Raw genomic sequence first — 20092 nt, 5'->3', positions numbered from 1 at the left:
TATTCTACCTTACTTCCCTTTGCAATTCTTTAGGTTTGAACCTTTATGATATACTTTTAACTGAAAATAATAAGATCGAAACTTTAGGCAATTTTACTTTCAGATAAAAATTAGCCTAAGTACATATTTTTATATACAAAAACTAAAGCGATATTTAAAAATTAAATATCGCTTTTATTTTGCACTATTTTTTATATTTTATTATTAAATTTCTGCTTTTAATGAAATTTGTTCATTAATTCTTCTAAGCCCTGTTCTTATCGCCCTTGCACGAGCTTCCCCGATTCCTTCTACTTGATCTAATTCTTCCGTATCTGCTTCTAAAACATCATTAAAACTATCAAAGTGGTTTATTAAGTTTTCAATAACATTTGATGGAATTCTAGGTATTTTACTTAATATTCTATAACCTCTAGGTGAAATTAAAGTATCAGCTAGCGAGCTATATCCGTATCCTAATATTTTTGCTATAGATTCTAAGTCTATAAGTTCTTGAGGTGATAATTTTTGGATGTTATTGTATATCTCGTCTATGCTCTTTTCATCATCTCCATAGTCTTTTATTAAAGATATTCCGTCTCTTTCTACATATCTTACTAACTCATCTAATTGCATAGATATAAGTCTACCTTCGTTTCCAAGTTCTAAGATATATGTATCTATCTCTTCTACTATCCTCATAACCATCTCAGTTCTTTGAATAGCTGTAACTACATCAAAAAGTGTAGTTAAATCTTGGAACTCTAAAAGATTTAAATTGTTTATTACTCTTTCAAGTACTGAAACGTACTTTTCTAGAGTTTGAATTGCTTGATTAGCTCTTGCAAGAATTACACTACTTTCTCTTAAAACATATTTTAAATCGCCTTTATATACAGTTATAATATTTCTTCTTTGTGAAATAGCTATAACTATGCTGTTTGTTTGCTTTGCAACTCTTTGTGCTGTTCTATGTCTAGTCCCTGTTTCAAATGTTGGAATAGTAGCACTTGGTACTAATTGCGCGTTTGCACATATTATTTTTTTTAAGTCTTTACTTAAAACAATAGCACCATCCATTTTTGCAAGTTCATAAACATAAGCTGGAGAATATTCTGAGTTTATAGTAAATCCACCATCTACTATTTCCATTATCTCTTCAGTATCTCCAAGGACTATTAATCCACCAGTTTTAGCCCTTAATATATTCTCTAGTCCTTCTCTTAACTGAGTACCAGGGCACATTATTTTTAAAATTTTTCTAATTTGAACATCTTTCTCTAATCTCATATACTCACCTATTCTCTTAGAATATCTTACTAATAGCTTCTTTTAAATTATTAATACCTATAACATTTATTTTATTATTTCTTACTTTATCTTTATTTCTCCAAGGAATAACTGCATTTAGAAAGCCTAATTTTTCTGCTTCGTTTACTAATCTCTCTATAGTACTTATAGGTCTTATTTCTCCTGTAAGCCCTACTTCTCCCATAATAGCTACCTTTTCAAGTTTTATTCCTTTGCTTTTTATACTCGATAAAAGTGCAATTGCAACTCCTAAATCTGCAGTAGTTCCATCTATATTAAGTCCTCCTACAACATTTATATAAACGTCATGATTATAAAAAGGAACTCTAAGTTTCTTTTCTAATACAGCTAATATTAAACTTAATCTTTGATTATCTATTCCTACAGAAGTTCTTCTTGGCATCGGTGATTTAGTTTCTGTAACTAATGCTTGTATTTCAACTAATATAGGCCTACTTCCTTCCATTATGCCGATAACTACAGAACCTTCTTGGTTAAATGTAGTTTCTTCTAAGAACAAACTTGAAGGATCGTAAATTTCAACTAACCCTTCTTCTCTCATTTCAAAAACACCTATTTCACTAGTAGTACCAAAACGGTTTTTCATAGTTCTAAGGATTCTAAACTCTTCTGTTCTCTCTCCTTCAAAATATAAAACTGTATCTACCATATGTTCTAAAACTCTAGGACCTGCAAGTTCACCTTGCTTTGTAACGTGTGCTACTATAAATAAAGGAATACCAGCCTTTTTACCTATTCTCATAAGTTGGTTTGAGCACTCTCTAACTTGTGATACACTTCCAGGCGCTGACGTGACATTTTCTTTATATATAGTTTGAATTGAGTCAATAATTGCAAACTTTGGGTTTATTTCATCTATATATGCTTCTATAGTATCTAAATTAGTTTCTGAAACTATATAAAGTTCTTCAGATTTTACACCTAACCTGTCTCCCCTTATTTTGATTTGTTCTTCCGATTCTTCTCCTGAAACATATAAAACTTTTCCGTATTTTTTTGAAATGTTATTTGCTGTTTGAAGTAGAAGTGTTGATTTACCAATACCAGGGTCACCTGATATAAGCGTTAAGGAACCTTTAACAAGACCTCCACCTAAAACTCTATTTAATTCTTCTAATCCAGTATCAAATCTCTCTCTTTCTCCAGATTTTATCTGAGATATTGATTTTGGCATATTTTCTTTAGTTAATGTTTTTACTATTTTATTTTTTTCTTCTGCTTTTGAATCTCGAACTTCTTCTACAAAAGTATTCCAGTTATTACATGAAGGGCATTTTCCAAGCCACTTCGCTGATTCATAACCGCATTCTTGGCATGTAAAAATTGATTTTATCTTAGCCATAGGTACATAACATCCTTTTTTCTATTTTTAATTCCATGAATCTTTCCAGTAATTCTATAATATCATATATTTTATTTATATTACATTATTAACTAAAATTTAAATACCTATAACTAAATATCTATATAAATAAAGAAAAGGACTATCTTTTATAAGATAATCCTTTGTTTTTATTTTACTAATTTATTATTTTATTAAACTTGCTGCTTCTTCATCAATTACTACAGTAACATCTCTATGCATTTGTAACATTGTTACTGGGCATTCAGTTGTTATTTTTCCGCTAAATAACTCTTTCATAGCTTCTGCTTTTCCTTCACCACTTGCAACTAAAAGTATTTTTTTAGCTTTCATGATTTGTCCAAGCCCCATAGTTATTGCTGTTTTTGGAACTTCATCTATTGAATCAAAATATCTTGAGTTAGCTTTGATTGTGCTTTCTGTAAGACCTGTAAGGTGAGTTCCTGAAATTAAGTGTGAATCTGGTTCGTTAAATGCAACATGTCCGTTATTTCCAACACCTAGTAGTTGGATATCAGTTCCACCTAATTCATCTATCATTTTGTCGTAATTTTTTCCTTCTTCGTTTGGATCTTTAGCTAATCCGTTTGGTACGAAAGTTTTATCTTTATTTATATTAACGTGATTGAAAAGATGTGAGTTCATAAAGAATCTGTAGCTTTGCTCATGATCCCCTGCAAGTCCTATATATTCATCTAAGTTAACTGTTGTTATTTTAGAAAAATCTATCTCTCCATCATTATTCATTCTGATTAATTCTTTATACATTCCTTCTGGAGTTCCACCAGTTGCAAGACCTAAAACAGAATCTGCTTTTTCTTTTATTTGTTCTGCCATAATCCCCGCTGCACATTTGCTCATCTCATCATAATTTTTTACTATTATTAATTTCATTTTAAAATCCCCTCTCTCCTCGATATATTGACTTCTAAAATATATTTGTCAGATCTATATACTGATTCTTCAATGAATAATACTTTATTTTGATCATCTAGAGTTGTTCCATAAGTTTTTATAAGTGGAACTATTATATCTACCTCAAATAATTTCATATAGTATTCATCCATAATAATAGCCTTTATTTCAGATTCAGAATGGTTTATTAAAAGACCTCTATCTTCTAGAACTTTAAATATTGAACCTAGTACAGTTTCTTTATCAAGTTCTCCTGAAATTTCTTTTGGTATATAGATTATCTCATTTGCGATAACTTCGCCATTTACTCTTCTAAGCCTGTTTATTTTATAAACCTTATCGAAGTTTAAAATTTCTTTCATTTTTTTAGGAGTATCGATATATTACATAGCTAATACTTCTGTTTGTAGTTCTTTTCCAGTTCTTTTAATAATATCTGTAAAACTCATAACATCTTTTTGTTTTAATTCAGGTTCACATACAAATGTACCTTTACCTTTTTCTCTTCTTAAAATACCTTCTTGAACTAATTCCCCAAGTGCTTGTCTAATAGTCATTCTACTAACTTCATACTTTTCAGACAGCTCCCTTTCACTAGCTATACAATCGCCAACGCGCCATGTGCCTTCTGCAATTTTCCCTTTTATTGCTTCTTTTAATTGGTAATACACTGGTATTGGACTATTTTTATCTATCATATTTATTCCTCCTAAGTTCATTATACATTTACTTTATCTAGTTGTCTAGACCACTATACAAATATTTATTAAGCATAATAACTCTACTTTTTACAAATAATATAATTAATACATTATTAGGAGTTGATATTATGGTTAATAAACAAGATTTATTTCACAATATTACTTTACATAAAGGTGAGAACATTTTAAAGAGCGAAATTACAACTAATTTAACAGACCAGTTTCAAAACCCAAGTTCTCAAAACGAAGTTGATAATTATATTTTAAATTCTAACCTAAATAATAACAGTATAATTAAATAACTTTGAATTATTTTTATTTTTATTGAAATCACTACTAAAGTGAGTTAAAATTTAAGAAAACATATTCGGTAATAAAGATTATTTACCAGTCGGATGGAGGTGTTACTATGGTTAAAGTATTTACAACTGACTCTTGTCCTTGGTGCGTAAAAGCTAAAAGTTACCTTACAAAAAAAGGTGTAGATTACACTGAGTTAAACGTACAAGATGATATGGAAGCTAGAGAAGAAATGGTTCAAAAATCTAAGCAAATGGGAGTTCCTGTTTTAGATATAAACGGAACTGTTATTATCGGTTTTGATAAAGCAGCTATCGACAAAGCTCTAGAAAAATAAATAAAAAAGATGTATTGAAAAATCAATACATCTTTTTTATTTTATAAGTTTTCTAAAACCGCATCTATTTCTTTTTTCTCAAAACCTACTATTATTTTCCCGTCGATATCAACTACAGGAACTGTTCTTTGTCCTGAAACTTTAAATACCTCTTCCCTATCTTCGTGCTTATCTGCAACGTCTATAGTTTGGTATTCAAAACCTTTTTTCTCTAAATATTTTTTAACTTTAATACACCCTGGGCACCATGAAGTTGAATATACTTTTATCATAATGTTTCTCTCCTTTTATTAATTATTTTAATTTATTTAAGAATTTTTCTGCTTCTAAAGCTGCAATAGTTCCGTCTGATACAGCAGTAGTTATTTGTCTATATTCTTTTTCTCTAACATCACCAGCTGCATAAACACCTTTTATGTTAGTTCTCATATTTCCATCTGTTAAAACATACCCGTATTCGTTAAGCTTTATATATTCTCTAAATATAGCTGTTTTGGGCTCTGTTCCTATATAACCAAATAAAGCTTCTAATTGAACTTCTGAGATTTCTCCTGTTTTTGTATCTCTTATGATAGCTTTTGTAACGAAGTTTTCTCCTTCTACATCTACTAAATCTTTATTAAATAAAACTTCTATCTTTTCGTTATTCATAACTTTATCTATAACGGATTTTTCACCGTTAAAGCTATCTTTACGTCTTATTATATAGACCTTTTTAACAAAGTTAGTTAAGAATATAGCTTCTTCTAGTGCAGAATTTCCTCCACCTACTACTCCAACAACCTTGTCTTTATACATAGCACCATCACAAACTGCACAGTAGTGAATTCCTTTTCCAAAGAACTTTTCTTCGTTTTTTATAGGTAGCTTTTTAGGAACAGCACCAGTTGCAAGGATTACTGTTTTTGCTCTATATATAGCTTCTTCTGTTTCTATAAGTCTCTCTTCGTCGTTAAATTTAACATTTTCAATAATATCAAATTCATCTATATTTGCTCCAGCTTCTTCTGCTTGTTCTTGCATTAAATCAGCAAGGTCTGCTCCGCTTATATTTTTAAATCCTGGGTAGTTTTCTATTGTATAGCTGTTTTTAACTTGCCCTCCAATAAATTTATCTTCTAATAAAAGTGCTTCCATATTAGCTCTAGCTGCATATATAGCTGCAGTTAGCCCAGCTGGACCTCCACCTATTATAACTAAGTCAATATCTTTAATCTCTTTGCTCACCTATAACATCTCCTTTACCCCCTAGGGGTATAATCTTTTATATAATTATATCACTTTTTTCGAAAAATAAAAGTAAAAAATCTCTTAATTAATAATTATTATCTAATAATCTGCTTTTATATTATATTTTTTATACAATTAGTCTTTCCTTAACTTAAAAATATAGTCTACTAATTTTCTTTTTCACTTAAGTTTTTTTGCATTTTATTTAAACCTTCTAAAGTTTTAATAAGTATATCTTTTTCTATATTTTTAACCATCTTTTTATGTATATCTTTTAAAACATATTCAATACTTTTTATATCCTCTAAAGCTTTATCTGTAAGTTTTATATATTTTTTTCTTTGATCTTTTTCATCAAAGGTTATAGATACAATTTCTTTTTCTTTAAGCTTTGAAATATTTCTACTTACATTAGCTTTGTTTATTCCCATTTCCTTAGCTAATAACTCTCCTGTGATATCTTCTCTTTCTCTTAATCTAAAGAGTGTTAATAACATAAGTGTTTGCCCTTGTCCTAATCCTCTTTCTTTTAATTTTTCATCTAAATCTTTTTTTAATTCTTTAGATATAAAAAATATTAAGTCACCTATAGCATTAAATTCATCCATAATTATCACACTGCCTTTGTTTTTTTATAATTATAATTTATTTTAGTTGCCTACACAACTTAAAAAATAAAAAAATAAATCGTCAAATAAAATTTGACGATTTATTTTATATTAAAGTTTTAAAATGTAATTTATCTCCTTCTATTACAGCTTTTAAACCTATTCCTGATTTTATATTACCTTTTAAAATTTCTTCACTTATTTTATCTTCAACTTCTTTAGTTATTATTCTTCTTAAAGGCCTAGCACCAAACTCGTGTTTATTGCATTTACTTAATAGAAATTTCTTGCTCTCATCTGTAAAATCCACTTTTATTTTGTTTTCATCTAATCTATCAGTTAATTCTTTAAGCATTATACTAACTATATCGACCATATCTCCTTCTGATAGCTTATGAAAAACTATAGTATCATCAATTCTATTTAAAAATTCTGGTCTAAATGTAGTTTTTAACTCTTCTAGTATTGATTCTTTCATATCTTCATATTCTTCTATAAACTCTTCTTTTATAGAAAAACCTAAGCTTTTTTGCTTTTTTAGAGTATGTGCACCAACATTCGAAGTCATTATAATTATTGTATTTTTAAAGTTTACTACTTTACCTTTACCGTCTGTAAGCCTGCCATCTTCTAAAATTTGAAGCAATATATTAAAAACATCAGGGTGAGCTTTTTCTATTTCATCTAATAAAACTACACTATAAGGTCTTCTTCTTACAGCCTCTGTAAGTTGTCCGCCCTCTTCATACCCTATATATCCTGGAGGAGAACCTATAAGCTTAGATACAGAATGTTTTTCCATATATTCTGACATATCTATTCGAATCATATTATCTTCATCTGAAAATATAGCCTCTGCTAAAGCCTTAGATAATTCTGTTTTACCTACTCCAGTAGGTCCTAAAAATATAAAACTTCCAATTGGCCTGTTTGGATTTTTAAGCCCAACTCTAGCTCTTCTTACTGCCTTTGAAACTGAAATAACAGCCTCATTTTGACCTACAACTCTTAAATGAAGTTTATTTTCTAAATTAAGTAGTTTTTCACTTTCTTTTTCAGTTATTTTTTCAACAGGTATCTTAGTCCAACTTGCAACAACTTTAGCTATACTTTCTTTAGTTACTTCTAAAACTCTTTCATTGCACTCACTTTTAAAGTTCTCTCTTAAATTAGATAATTTCTTTTCTAATTCTTTTTCTCTATCTCTAAACATAGCTGCTTTTTCGAATTCTTGCTTTTCAACAGCCTCTATTTTTTCATTTTTTAATTCTTTTATATCTTCTTCTAATTTAAGTATATAATCTGGCTCTTGTATACTATCTATTCTAAGTTTTGCTGAAGCCTCATCTATTAAATCAACTGCTTTATCTGGCATATACCTATCTGTTATATACCTATCTGATAATTCTACAGCTGCATTTATAGCTTCAGTTGATATTATCACGTTATGATGCTCTTCATATTTACCTTTTAAACCTTTTATTATTTCTAAAGTTTCTAATTTTGAAGGTTCATCTACGGTTATAGGTTGAAATCTTCTTTCAAGGGCAGCATCTTTTTCTATATGCTTTCTATACTCATCTATAGTAGTTGCCCCGATACATTGTATTTCACCTCTTGCAAGAGATGGTTTTAATATATTTGAAGCATCAATAGCACCTTCCGCACCACCTGCCCCTATAATGCTATGAATTTCATCTATAAAAACTATTATATTTTCATTTTCCTTAATTTCATTCATTACATTTTTAAGTCTGTCTTCAAACTCACCTCTGTATTTTGCACCTGCAACTAAGCTAGTTAAATCTAAAGAAAATATCCTCTTATTTTTTAACATCTCTGGAACGTTACCTTTAACTATTCTTTGAACTAACCCCTCTACTACAGCAGTCTTACCTACCCCTGGCTCTCCTATAAGACATGGATTATTTTTTATTCTCCTACAAAGAATTTCTAAAAGTCTTCTATTTTCATCCTCTCTGCCTATAACAGGGTCAAGTTTTCCTTCTTTAGCTAATTTGTTTAAGTTTCTACCGTATTTTAAAAGAGTTTTTATATTTTTTCTATCTAATTCTTCTTCCTCTTCTTCAAAACTTATCTCTTCTTCTTCTGATTTATATAAATATTCCATAACCTCGTCTTTAATCTTATCAAATCCTGTAGATATATTCTTTAAAATAGAATATGCTAATCCTTCTTCTCCTTCAATAATAGCTAAAAGCATATGTTCAGGACTTGCATATTTATGATTAAATTTTTTAGCCTGATTAAGACTTTCTTCTAAAACAAATTTAGCCCTTGGAGTTTTAGCTATAGAATAAAGTTCTATATCATCTTCTCCTTCTCCAAGGATACCCTTTAAAGTCTCCTTTACACTTAAAAGAGTCACGCTGTGGTTAAATAGAATATTAGAAGCTTCCCCTTGTTCTTTTATTACTCCCATAAGAATATGCTCCGTACCTATATAACCGTGCTTTAAACTTTTTGATTCAATTCTCGCTTTTTCTAATACTTCAAGTGATCTCTCTGTAAATCTTTCTTGTCCCATATACTTTTCTCTAATACCTCCTTAAATTATCAAACCTTAAAGTAACTCTCTAACTACTCGTGCTCTTTCATAATTTAATTCTTTAAAATCTAAATCTCTTTTTAATTCTTTTCTAATTAATGCACTTCTAGATAAAACAGTTATCTTGTTTAGTTTTGATTTTTCTATATCTAAGAAGCCTAGTTCAACTCCAAGTCTTATATCCGATAGTAAGTTTAAAACCTCTATTTGATTTAAAAGTCTTGAATATTTTAATATTCCATATGACCTATAAACTTTGTCCTCAATTTCTTTGAAAGATTTGTTTAAAAGTTCATATCTTAGATTATTTTCTTTCCTTACTACTATTTTTATAGCTTCTTTAAGGTTTTTAATAATCTCTTTTTCACTCATACCAAGACTTATATAGTTTGCTATTTGATAGAGGTTTCCATAAGCATTTGCTGTATTTCCATATATACCTTTTATACTAATCCCTAATCTATTTAACTCTTTAGATAAATTAAATATAAGGTCTTTAGAAACTATTGTAGGTATATGTATCATTACAGCAGCTCTCATTCCGGTACCTAGATTTTCAAGTTTTGAAGTTATAAATCCAAGTTCGCTATCAAAGGCATACTCTATATCTTCTTCTATCTTGTCATCTAGTTCACTTATATTTTTATAGGCTTCATCTATATTGTATCCATTTTCTACCATTTGTAATCTTAAATGATCATTTTCATTTATCATTGCTGTAAAAGTTTCATTTTTGCCTATAATAACTCCCGAAATATCTCTATTTTTTTTAACACTACTATTAATTAAATTCTTTTCTTTATAGCTCTCATACTCTAAGTTGTACTCCCAAAGCCTGTAGATTTCGCTATCTTTTACGTATTTATTTATAATATTTTGAAGCCTATTAAAAAGTTCTCTTCCTTCTGTTTTTTCTAAAAATAAAGGAAATTTATAACCTCTTATATTTCTTAGTATTCTAAGCCTGCTGCTAACTACTAAGCTATAATCTAATTCCTTCATTCTTCTTCCCTTTTTATATCACTTATTACTTCTTTTATCTTATCTCTTATAATTGCAGCATTTTCATATTCTTCTTTTAAAACGGCTTCTTCAAGGATTTCATTTAAATTTTTTAAATTATTTTCGAATGTTACTTTTTTAATTTTACTTTTTGGAATTTTACCTTTATGAATTTTACTGAAATGTATCTTTTTTATTTTAGGAATGAGTTTTTTTCTAAAGTTTAGATAGCAATTTTCGCAACCTAAAATTTGATTTTTTTCAAATTCTTCAAATTCTAGGCCACAAGAATTGCATTTTAGGATATTTTCTTTATTTTCTTTTTTAGTATTATCTACAAGTTCTAAAAACTTATCTAATAAACTATCTACGTTTAACTTTAAATCTTCATTTGTTATATCTGATATATCTTTTGTTGTCATTTCTTTTGCACATTTATGACAAAGCCAAATACCTTCTTTTTCGCTTTCATTTATGCAAACTAAATGGATTATTGCTTCATTTTTACTACACTTTTCACAAAGCATTATTACCTCCTTAAGAGATTATTACCATAAGCATTCCTTTTAATATATCAGAACGTAATCTATTTCTATTATCAGATGATGCTAATGTTTTATCGTTCATAGATATTTTTATGAGTTCATATTCCTTTTTATTAATCAATTCTGTTTCTAATAAATTATCTATTAGAGCAATTGCATTATGATATGTAATGCTATCTCCTATAGATTCTTTTATAAGCTTAGTTCTATTTTCTGAATCAACGTGTCTAACCTCTTTAATTAAAATGTGGCCTCCGCCACCTCTACGACTCTCTATAACATACCCTTTAGCATAGGTAAATCTAGTAGTTAACACATAATTTATTTGTGATGGAGCGCACCTAAATTGGTCTGCTAATTCATTTCTTTGTATATAAATTTTATGATCTTCTTTATTTTTAAGCATCTCTTTGATGAACTTTTCAATTACATCTGTCAATCTTGCCATTTTTGCACCTTCTTTTAAAATTGTTTTTGACTTACTTTGATATTAACACTATATTAATACTTTTCTAATTATTTTTCAAGTTTAGTCAAATTACATTAGGATAATTTAACCATTCTATGTGCATAATAATATTAATTTATAAAGAGAGGTATTATATAAATGAATATAACTTGGCTTGGAAATTCTACTTTCCTAATTAAAACAGAAATAGGAAAAAGACTTCTAATAGACCCTATAAATAAATTTCATAGTTGTAACATAAAAGAACTATCACCAAACGTAATAACATTTAGCGATTACTCTAAAAACTACATATGCTTAGATGAGTTTGACCCTAATACAAAAATAATTAAAGAACCTGGAATATATGATTCAGAGATAGGGCAAATAATTGGAATTAAAACTTATAGTGATAATTTCTTTGGTGCAAAGAGAGGAGAAAACACTATATTTGTTTTTGAAATTGATGGTTTTAAAATCTGTCATTTAGGATATTTAGGATGCCCTTTAACTTCTAATTTATTAGATGATTTAAAAGGCTTAGATGTATTATTTATTCCTGTAGGTGGTAATGTAAATCTAAATTCAACAGAGGCTTATAAACTTTGCAAAACTTTATCACCTAAAGTTATAATCCCTATGAACTATAAAATAAGTAATTTATCTTTTTTGTTTGATGATATACAGCCCTTTATACTTCTTATGAAAGATGCATACAAAATCCAAAACCAAACTTTAAATTTAACAAAAGAAGATTTAATTTCTTATAAAGAAAAGGTAATAATACTACCCTTTAATTCTAAATAAAGCAAAAAAAAGATCGTTTTTTCTTTAAGAAAAAACGATCTCTTTTTATAAGTAATATACTACTCTTGTACTGGTGCTCCTACTGGACAAACATTAGCACAGTTTCCGCAATCGATGCAAGTATCTGCGTCTATTACGAATTGAGTATCTCCTTGACTTATAGCATTAACTGGACATTCTGGTGCGCATGCTCCACAGCTTACGCATGAATCTTGAATTACAAATGCCATTTAAAACACCTCCTAAATTTTATGGTATTAAAACCACCCTTATTTTATCATACTTGAGTTTTTTTTGAAAGAGTTAAAAGTAAATATGTAGCAACTTATATTACTGTATACCCTAAATTTTCAATAGAATCTATTATGTCGTCTTCTTTTAAATATAATTCATTAAATATAACTACTACTTCTTTTTTAGATAAATTTAATTCACTTGCAATAACTCCAGCATTACTAGCTATTGCACCTTGAATTTTTTTTACGTCGTTTGAACTGTTTAGTCCAGCTACTCTTAGTAAGGCCTTCATTATTCCTCCCCCTATTTCTCCTTAATAAGTTGCTTTATTAACTTCTTATCTTCAGGATTTTCTATTTCTAATCTAACATCTTTTTCGTCAACTATATCTTCATAGCTTCCTTCTATTAGATCTACTTCTTCTATTTTATAAATTTCAAGAATTTCTTCTTCGCCTCTTTTAAGTCTAACTTTTACATTTTCTTTTACTATGTTATTTTGGATAACTTCACCGTTTCCATCTGGAGTATCAACTAAAGATCCAACCTTTGGAAGACGCTTTCTAATATCTTCATAAGTTGATTGTTCATAGTTTAAGCAACACATAAGTCTTCCACAAATACCTGAGATTTTAGTTGGGTTAAGTGAAAGGTTTTGCTCTTTTGCCATTTTTATAGAAACTGATGCGAAGTCTCCAAGGAAAGTAGAACAGCAAAGTGGTCTTCCACAAGGTCCAAGTCCACCTATCATCTTAGCCTCATCTCTAACACCTATTTGTCTTAATTCTATTCTTGTTTTAAATATAGTTGCTAAATCTTTTACAAGTTCTCTAAAGTCTACTCTTCCATCTGCTGTGAAGTAGAATATTACTTTGTTGTTATCGAAAGTGTATTCTACATCTATAAGTTTCATATCTAACTTATGTTCTAATATTTTTTGCTCACAAATTCTTAAAGCTTCTGATTCTTTAGCTTTATTTTCTTTGTGCTTTTCAATATCATTTTTATCAGCTACTCTTAATACGTTTTTAAGAGGGGCTATTATTTCTTCTTCATTTATTCCTTTAACTCCGACAACGCATTGCCCAAATTCAATTCCTCTTGCCGTCTCAACAATAACATAATCAAATTTGTTTATGTTTAATTCTTGAGGCGCAAAATAATATATTTTACCTGCTTTTTTAAATCTCACTCCTATTACTTTTAACATAACTTTATACCTCCAAAAAGCCCATAAGCATAATATCAATATTTATAGAAAAGTTAGTATTATTTTTAAAGCCTACCCTAGCTTCTTTTATATACTTTATCATTCCTTCTAATCTTTTATAAGACATAAGTTGATTTAATTCATCTATTTCAGATATCTTATCTGAATTTATTATCATATCATTATTATTTAATTCTTTAAATAAAATTATATCTCTTATAAAAAGTTCTATTACACTTAATAACTCTTCTTTCTCATCTTTAAACTTTAAAAATTCTTTTTCATATTTTAATATCGAATCTACATCTCTTTTACTTACGTCTTTTAGCATAAGTAAAATTAAATCTCTCATTTTTTCAAGAGATTCATCATCTAAAAATCTTTCTGCTCTTCCTGGAATACCGTGTGCATAAGCTAATGCAGATTTAATTATATTTTCTTCTATTCCCGTTCTTCTATTTAAGACCTCTAGCATTTCTTCTTTGTTTAATGGTGTAAGCTTGTATATTTGACACCTTGATTTTATAGTTTCTAATATTATTTCAAGGTTTGTTGTTAAAAGTATTATAAAAACTCCATTTGGTGGTTCTTCTATAGTTTTTAAAAGTGCATTTTGTGCTTGAACTGTAAGCTTTTCTGCATTATGTATTAAAATAACTTTTCTATCACCTTCATATGGTTTTTTATTTAGTTCTTCTATTATCTTTCTAACTTCGTCTACACCTATTGTTGCCTTTTTTGCTTTATATATTACAACATCAGCATTTTCTTCGCCTAAAGGCTTATTTATAATCTTAGAAGAGAATATATCTGCTAATATACTTTTCCCAATCCCGTCATCACCAGATATTAAATGAGCGTGAGATAGTGTATTGTTTTCTGCTCTTCTCATAAATCCATTTATGATATTTTTATGCCCTACGAAGTTTTGCAATACACCCTCCTCCTCTCTCTATATTAAACTTTAACAAATTTATCTACATCTACCACAAATATAGTTGCACCACCTACATTTACTTCTAATGGATACTGCATGTACATCCCACTATTTCCTGTAAGAGGAGTAGATGTTGATACTATTTCTGTTCTCTTTTTACATATGTCACTTATTATGTCTATAACTTCATCTACTTTGTCTTTATTGACCCCTATCATTAAAGTCGTATTCCCTGATTTAAGGAATCCCCCAGTTGTAGCTAATTTTGTAACTCCAAATTTTTTAGAACTTAGAGCATCAATCAAATCAATTGAATCATCATCATTAATTACAGCTATTACTAACTTCATACAAAACCCTCCACTTTAAATATACCATATACTATTATTTTACCATAAACTTCTATATTTAAGATATTAGTTTATTAACCCATTAATAACAGATTTTACATTCTCGAAGACTTGTTCGATTGGAAGAGATGCGTCTATTTTAACTATTCTGTCTTTATTTTTCTCGTAAACTATCTCGTATCCTTCTCTAACTTTATAATGGAAGTCTAGTTTTTCTAGATCTAATCTATTAACTTCTCTGTTAGAGTTTTTGTTAATTCTTTCAAGTCCAAGTTCCGGTTCTATATCAAATAAAATTGAAAGGTTTGGCATATAATCACCTATTGCAAATTTGTTTATCTTATAGACTTCGTCTATACCTAAACCTCTTGCGTAACCTTGATATGCTAGTGATGAATCTAAAAATCTGTCACATAAAACTATTTTTCCTAAATTTAAAGCTGGAATAACTTTTTCTACTAAGTGCTGCCTTCTAGCTGCTGCGTAAAGTAGCGCTTCTGTTCTTCCGTCCATACTAGTATTTTTAGTGTCTAAAATGACTTCTCTGATCTTTTCAGATATTTCTATACCTCCAGGTTCTCTAGTTTTAATACAATCTCTGCCTTCTTCTAGTAACCAGTTATATATCATATCTATCATAGTACTTTTACCAGAGCCTTCTCCACCTTCAAATACTATAAATAAACCTTTTTTCATGTCTAAATCTCCTTATTGATAATGTTATCTATAAATGTTTATAACCCTCTCAACGCACTTATTATATTCTTTACTTTTAATTCTTGCTTTTAAGATAGTTCTCTCGCAAGCCTTACAAATAAGTTCGCCATTTACAATTATACCATTATCCTTAATCATACCACAGACTACACAAATATTTTCTATATTTTTTTCTTTTAATTTTTCCTTTAAATTATTATTTTCTTCCATAAATAATACCCCCAATTCCTTTTTATAACTGAATTATTGCCGATAAAAATATTTAATATACATAAATAAATAATTTTCTTTATCTTGGTAAAAATAATACTGATTAATTTTTGGGAGGGCATTTCTTATGAAACAAAAAATGATTAGTTATCTTTCAACTTGTGATGTTGAATTTGAAAATTTATGTAAATACATGTACGAAAATCCTGAAGAAAGCTATAAAGAAAAAGAGGCTTCAAAAGAAATTTGTAAGTTACTTAAGAAACACGATTTCAATATAGAAACTGAATTTTTAGATATTCCTAATGCTTTTATAGCTACAAAAGGAAACACATATCCTAGAATTTGTTTTTTATGTCAGTACGACGCTATAAAAGATAAAGGTCACATAACAGCTCACAACGCACTTACTACAACTTCTTGCATTGCTGGAGTTTGTTTAGGTGAAATATTAAAACATTTAGATAGAGGATCTGTAGTTATTATAGGTTGTCCTGGAGAATATTTAGGTGGAACTAAAGACGTAATGCTAAAGCAAGGTATCTTTAACGATATAGATGCAGTTTTAATGGCTCACCCTGATATAACAACTTGCGAAAGCGGATCATCATCTGCAATTATTCCTTTAAGCATTCAATTTAAGGGAGAAGATGGTTTATCCTTTTTAAGTCAAAAGGAATATTCATCTTTAGATGCAGTACTTCTTACCTTTAGCATACTAAATACTCTTATGAAGGGATTCCCTGAAGGTGTTGAAGTAAATTATATTCTTTCAGAAGGTGGGAAAACACCGCTACTTATTCCTTTAGAATCAGAAGCTAAGTTTTTTATAAGAGCTAAAAATATAGAACTTGCTTTAGTTATTGAAAATAAAATAAGAGAAATAGCTAGATATGTAGGAAAACTTATGAAAGTGTCTCCTTCTTACTCTTTATACGAACCACCTTATGAAGAGTTAGTTAGTAACACTACCTTAAACAGATTATTTAGCCACAACTTTAAAGAATGTGGCGTTATAAATATCTGTCACAATAGAGATATTAATGCTGGAATAAGTTTAGGTGCTATAAGTAAAAAGGTTCCTGCAATACACCCTTATTTTTCTATTATAGAAGATGAAAAAACTCAATATGGAACTTCAGAATTTGCAAAATGTACCGTAACAGAGTTTGGATTAGATATGTGTAAAAAAGCTGGGCTTGCTTTAGCTTTTACTGGACTTGATCTTATAACAAATGATGTTCTTTTAAACGAAGCAAAATCAGAATTATCAAAAAAATAGCAGAGACTTTGTCTCTGCTTCTTTTATTTAACCATATACTTTTTTACTCTATCAATAAAACTATTGCTAGGTTTAAAATTAAACTTATAGTATTTTCCGTCCTTTTCATATACACAACAATGTCCAGGTCCTAATTTTTCACACATAAAGTGACCTATTGATCTTGCGTTGTATTTTTTTGACTCGCCTGCTTTAGAGCCTATATAAGCGATATCATTTATCTTAACGCTTATTAAGTTGTCTTCTGACTCTCCTGATATTTTATTTATTATAAGCTTGTTTGCAATTATTGCATACTTATAATAAACTTTACAACTTCTATATTCTTTAATGATTATATATAGAGTTAGAAATAAAACAATTAAGTTTAATATTAATAATGTTTTGTTGCTATCAAAGTCAATGTGTTTAAGGCCCTCATGTACATATAGCATAAATGTTATTACAAATAACACTATAGCTATAACAGGAGCCCTTCTTCGACCAACAACCTCTTTATGCATCATAGTTAAATCCCCCATTGTCGATTTGAAAATTCTTATATTATATGGAGATTATACTAGTTATTTATATTTTATACCATAGTTGTTTTAATCTAAATACTGACTATTATTCCTCATTAAAATTGATTAAATGAATTTACCTAGCTTATACTAATTATTTTTATTGTTTACTACTAGTATCTCTTTTTATACATTTCATTTTTTTATATATTTGTGAATTTATCTATATATAATGCTCTTTTATTGTATAATATAGATATACTCGGAGGTTATATTATGATTCAAATATTTAAAAATACTATAGAAAATAATCCTACTTTAAAAACATTAGATAATATAGAACCTGGTTGCTGGATTAATATAGTTGCTCCATCTGATGAGGAACTTATACTAATCTCCAAAAAGACTAATGTTCCATTAGATCTTTTAAGAGCTTCTTTAGATGATGAAGAAACATCACGTATAGATATAGAAGATAATGATATAACTTCTATAATAGTCGATATTCCTTTTACAGAAATGGAAGACAACTCTTTGACGTATGATACTTACCCATTATCTATAATTCATACTAAAGATGCCTTAATTACAGTATGCTTAAAAAATAGTAAAGTCTTAACTGATTTTATAAATAGTAGGATAAAAACATTTTTTACATACAAAAAATCAAGATTCACACTACAAATTCTAAATAGGATTTCTACTTACTATTTGCTTTACTTAAGACAAATAGATAAAAAAAGTTTAATGATAGAAAAAAGACTTCATAAGTCTATGAAAAATAGAGAACTTATTCAATTACATTCTTTAGAAAAATCTCTAGTTTATTTTTCTACATCACTTAAAGCAAATGAAATAACATTAGAAAAAATGTTAAAATTAGAACTTATACAAAAATATGATGATGATAAAGATGTTTTAGAAAATGTTATTATTGAAAATAAACAAGCTATAGAAATGACAGAAATATATAGTAACATCCTTGCAAGTACAATGGACTTTTTTGCATCAGTAATTTCTAATAACTTAAATATAGTAATGAAAGTTCTTGCATCAGTTACAATACTTATGTCTATCCCTAATATAATAGGTGCTATTATGGGTATGAACGTAAAATTCCCATTTAACGTAGATGCACCTGAACCTTTTTATATAATAATGATCCTAACTATTGTACTTTGTTCTTTAGTCGGATTTATTCTTTATAAAAAAGATATGTTTAAGTAGCATTTTATTTTTAAAATCATATAAATATAATAACAATATTTAAGAGAGTAGCTAAGAGTCTACTCTCTTTTTTTAGGAGGTTTTTATATTTATGCCTAAAGGAAAACTATTAAACAAAAATTCTACTATTGGCATAATTTCACCAGCATCACCAAGCCCTAAAATACTTATAGATAAATTCATATCCGATTTTAGAAATTTAGGTTTTAAAATTAAACTTGGAAATTGTTTATATGAAGAAAATAACTATTTAACCGGAAGCGATAAAGATCGTGCAAAAGAAATTATGGATATGTTTGAAGACCAAAGCATAGATGGAATCGTATCTTTTAGAGGAGGTTTCGGTTCTATTAGAACTTTACCTTATTTAGATATAAATAAGGTAAAAAGAAACCCTAAATTTTTTTGTGGTTTTAGCGACTTAACTGTTCTTTTAAATTATTTTTCAAATAATGGACTCATAACATTTCACGGTCCTATGATTAAATCTAATTTTAATGAAATAATAACTAAGACATACTTTGAAAGAATATTAACTTCCCCTTCTAAAGGACTTATTTATGATATTTTAGGTTATAACGAATGTAATAGGTGTTTCTCAGGATATATTAAAGGCGGAAATTTAGCTATGATATGTTCAACACTTGGAACTCCTTATGAACCTAATTTTGATAATAGCATTTTAATATTAGAGGAAATAAATGAACCACCTTACTGTATAGATAGGCTTTTAACTCAATTAATTCTATCTAATAAACTAAATAAATGTAATGGAATAATACTTGGTCACTTTACAGATTGTATAGATGAAAAAATAGACTCAAATTCTTTAATTACTATGATAAAGAAAAGATTATCTAGTTTAAATATCCCTATAGTTTCAGCTCTTCCATTTGGACATGACTATCCTAATGTCACTATCCCTATAGGTGCTTATGCTCATTATGATAATAAATCAAATAAACTAGTAATATGTGAGAATGTTTTAAAATAATTATCCCCATTTCAACAGATAAAATGTAATATTTAGTGGATAACTATTTGATTTTTTAATTTTCTGTGGATATCTTTTTTATTTTTAAATACAAAAAATAAAAACCTGTAAACTAACTGTTTACAGGTTTCTTATGGAGGCGCCACCCAGATTTGAACTGGGGATAAAGGTTTTGCAGACCTCTGCCTTACCACTTGGCTATGGCGCCGTATATGGTGGCTCGAGCAGGAATCGAACCAGCGACACGAGGATTTTCAGTCCTCTGCTCTACCGACTGAGCTATCGAGCCA

Annotated in this window: 26 protein-coding genes and 2 tRNA genes; 6 read left to right on the top strand and 22 right to left on the bottom strand. The window is 28.6% G+C overall.

What is annotated here, in order from left to right:
* Positions 1-204: 204 nt before the first annotated feature.
* The 5 genes from disA to M4I33_RS15485 all read right to left on the bottom strand — a co-directional run bounded on the left by disA (position 205) and on the right by M4I33_RS15485 (position 4287).
* On the bottom strand, positions 205-1269 hold the full coding sequence (disA, locus tag M4I33_RS15505) for a DNA integrity scanning diadenylate cyclase DisA (protein ID WP_257917666.1): 1065 nt from the start codon (positions 1267-1269) through the stop codon (positions 205-207).
* Positions 1270-1285: 16 nt separating this feature from the next.
* Positions 1286-2653 (bottom strand): DNA repair protein RadA, encoded by a 1368-nt coding sequence (gene radA / locus M4I33_RS15500; protein ID WP_257917665.1) that lies wholly within the window; start codon positions 2651-2653, stop codon positions 1286-1288.
* Between the two features lie 186 nt (positions 2654-2839).
* The gene (gene nagB, locus M4I33_RS15495; RefSeq protein ID WP_257917664.1) at positions 2840-3568 is read right to left on the bottom strand and encodes a glucosamine-6-phosphate deaminase; all 729 of its coding nucleotides are present in this window, start codon (positions 3566-3568) and stop codon (positions 2840-2842) included.
* On the bottom strand, positions 3565-3951 hold the full coding sequence (locus tag M4I33_RS15490; protein WP_257917663.1) for a UTRA domain-containing protein: 387 nt from the start codon (positions 3949-3951) through the stop codon (positions 3565-3567). Before M4I33_RS15490 ends, nagB begins: the two co-directional genes overlap by 4 nt.
* 21 nt (positions 3952-3972) lie before the next feature.
* Positions 3973-4287 (bottom strand): GntR family transcriptional regulator, encoded by a 315-nt coding sequence (locus M4I33_RS15485; RefSeq protein WP_257917662.1) that lies wholly within the window; start codon positions 4285-4287, stop codon positions 3973-3975.
* Positions 4288-4418: 131 nt separating this feature from the next.
* On the opposite strand from M4I33_RS15485, the gene M4I33_RS15480 reads away from it, so the two are divergent.
* Both M4I33_RS15480 and M4I33_RS15475 read left to right on the top strand, forming a co-directional pair.
* Positions 4419-4592: a hypothetical protein gene (locus M4I33_RS15480; protein WP_194192658.1), complete on the top strand. Its 174-nt coding sequence runs from the start codon at positions 4419-4421 to the stop codon at positions 4590-4592.
* Positions 4593-4699: 107 nt separating this feature from the next.
* Positions 4700-4927, top strand: coding sequence for a glutaredoxin family protein (locus tag M4I33_RS15475; protein WP_257917661.1), 228 nt, complete (start codon positions 4700-4702; stop codon positions 4925-4927).
* 41 nt (positions 4928-4968) lie between these two features.
* On the opposite strand, the gene M4I33_RS15470 is transcribed toward M4I33_RS15475, so the two are convergent.
* The 7 genes from M4I33_RS15470 to M4I33_RS15440 form a co-directional block, all read right to left on the bottom strand.
* A complete protein-coding gene (locus tag M4I33_RS15470) occupies positions 4969-5199 on the bottom strand; it encodes a glutaredoxin domain-containing protein (RefSeq protein ID WP_257917660.1) in 231 nt (76 codons plus the stop codon).
* A gap of 22 nt (positions 5200-5221) precedes the next feature.
* Positions 5222-6154 (bottom strand): thioredoxin-disulfide reductase, encoded by a 933-nt coding sequence (trxB, locus tag M4I33_RS15465; RefSeq protein ID WP_257917659.1) that lies wholly within the window; start codon positions 6152-6154, stop codon positions 5222-5224.
* A gap of 170 nt (positions 6155-6324) precedes the next feature.
* Positions 6325-6765 carry a MarR family winged helix-turn-helix transcriptional regulator gene (locus M4I33_RS15460; RefSeq protein ID WP_257917658.1) on the bottom strand — a complete coding sequence of 147 codons (441 nt, stop codon included), beginning with the start codon at positions 6763-6765 and terminating at the stop codon, positions 6325-6327.
* A gap of 106 nt (positions 6766-6871) precedes the next feature.
* Positions 6872-9313, bottom strand: coding sequence for an ATP-dependent Clp protease ATP-binding subunit (locus tag M4I33_RS15455; protein WP_257917657.1), 2442 nt, complete (start codon positions 9311-9313; stop codon positions 6872-6874).
* 36 nt (positions 9314-9349) lie between these two features.
* A complete protein-coding gene (locus M4I33_RS15450) occupies positions 9350-10336 on the bottom strand; it encodes an ATP--guanido phosphotransferase (protein ID WP_257917656.1) in 987 nt (328 codons plus the stop codon).
* Entirely contained in the window at positions 10333-10863 is a 531-nt protein-coding gene (locus M4I33_RS15445; protein WP_257917655.1) for a UvrB/UvrC motif-containing protein, read from the bottom strand. Before M4I33_RS15445 ends, M4I33_RS15450 begins: the two co-directional genes overlap by 4 nt.
* Positions 10864-10873: 10 nt before the next feature.
* The gene (locus tag M4I33_RS15440) at positions 10874-11329 is read right to left on the bottom strand and encodes a CtsR family transcriptional regulator (RefSeq protein ID WP_257917654.1); all 456 of its coding nucleotides are present in this window, start codon (positions 11327-11329) and stop codon (positions 10874-10876) included.
* 159 nt (positions 11330-11488) lie between these two features.
* Between M4I33_RS15440 and M4I33_RS15435 the strand changes: the two genes are divergently transcribed.
* Positions 11489-12136: an MBL fold metallo-hydrolase gene (locus tag M4I33_RS15435; RefSeq protein WP_257917653.1), complete on the top strand. Its 648-nt coding sequence runs from the start codon at positions 11489-11491 to the stop codon at positions 12134-12136.
* Positions 12137-12195: 59 nt separating this feature from the next.
* On the opposite strand, the gene M4I33_RS15430 is transcribed toward M4I33_RS15435, so the two are convergent.
* The 7 genes from M4I33_RS15430 to M4I33_RS15400 form a co-directional block, all read right to left on the bottom strand.
* On the bottom strand, positions 12196-12366 hold the full coding sequence (locus M4I33_RS15430) for a DUF362 domain-containing protein (RefSeq protein ID WP_194192648.1): 171 nt from the start codon (positions 12364-12366) through the stop codon (positions 12196-12198).
* A 95-nt stretch (positions 12367-12461) separates the two neighbouring features.
* On the bottom strand, positions 12462-12665 hold the full coding sequence (locus tag M4I33_RS15425; RefSeq protein WP_257917652.1) for a heavy-metal-associated domain-containing protein: 204 nt from the start codon (positions 12663-12665) through the stop codon (positions 12462-12464).
* 11 nt (positions 12666-12676) lie between these two features.
* Entirely contained in the window at positions 12677-13582 is a 906-nt protein-coding gene (locus M4I33_RS15420; RefSeq protein ID WP_257917651.1) for a stage 0 sporulation family protein, read from the bottom strand.
* A 4-nt stretch (positions 13583-13586) separates the two neighbouring features.
* Positions 13587-14516 (bottom strand): DNA polymerase III subunit delta', encoded by a 930-nt coding sequence (locus tag M4I33_RS15415; RefSeq protein ID WP_257917650.1) that lies wholly within the window; start codon positions 14514-14516, stop codon positions 13587-13589.
* Between the two features lie 23 nt (positions 14517-14539).
* Positions 14540-14869, bottom strand: coding sequence for a cyclic-di-AMP receptor (locus M4I33_RS15410; protein WP_257917649.1), 330 nt, complete (start codon positions 14867-14869; stop codon positions 14540-14542).
* A gap of 66 nt (positions 14870-14935) precedes the next feature.
* Entirely contained in the window at positions 14936-15565 is a 630-nt protein-coding gene (tmk, locus tag M4I33_RS15405) for a dTMP kinase (protein WP_257917648.1), read from the bottom strand.
* A 24-nt stretch (positions 15566-15589) separates the two neighbouring features.
* Positions 15590-15796 (bottom strand): sigma factor G inhibitor Gin, encoded by a 207-nt coding sequence (locus M4I33_RS15400; protein WP_257917647.1) that lies wholly within the window; start codon positions 15794-15796, stop codon positions 15590-15592.
* 127 nt (positions 15797-15923) lie between these two features.
* Between M4I33_RS15400 and M4I33_RS15395 the strand changes: the two genes are divergently transcribed.
* Complete coding sequence (locus tag M4I33_RS15395) at positions 15924-17078, top strand: M20 family peptidase (protein WP_257917646.1); 1155 nt, start codon at positions 15924-15926, stop codon at positions 17076-17078.
* Positions 17079-17101: 23 nt separating this feature from the next.
* Here the strand turns inward: M4I33_RS15395 and M4I33_RS15390 are convergent, their stop codons facing one another.
* Complete coding sequence (locus tag M4I33_RS15390; protein ID WP_194192640.1) at positions 17102-17584, bottom strand: hypothetical protein; 483 nt, start codon at positions 17582-17584, stop codon at positions 17102-17104.
* 273 nt (positions 17585-17857) lie between these two features.
* Here M4I33_RS15390 and M4I33_RS15385 point away from each other — a divergent pair, with 273 nt between their 5' ends.
* A complete protein-coding gene (locus tag M4I33_RS15385; protein WP_194192639.1) occupies positions 17858-18808 on the top strand; it encodes a magnesium transporter CorA family protein in 951 nt (316 codons plus the stop codon).
* A gap of 91 nt (positions 18809-18899) precedes the next feature.
* On the top strand, positions 18900-19802 hold the full coding sequence (locus tag M4I33_RS15380; RefSeq protein ID WP_257917645.1) for an LD-carboxypeptidase: 903 nt from the start codon (positions 18900-18902) through the stop codon (positions 19800-19802).
* Between the two features lie 134 nt (positions 19803-19936).
* Here M4I33_RS15380 and M4I33_RS15375 read toward each other — a convergent pair.
* A tRNA-Cys gene (locus M4I33_RS15375) sits at positions 19937-20010 on the bottom strand.
* Between the two features lie 5 nt (positions 20011-20015).
* Positions 20016-20091, bottom strand: a tRNA-Phe gene (locus M4I33_RS15370).
* Position 20092: the final 1 nt, after the last annotated feature.

Source organism: Clostridium sp. LY3-2 (genome assembly GCF_024705715.1).
In the GTDB taxonomy this organism is placed as follows: Bacteria; Bacillota; Clostridia; order Clostridiales; family Clostridiaceae; genus Clostridium.
This window is presented reverse-complemented; position numbering and strand designations above follow the sequence as displayed.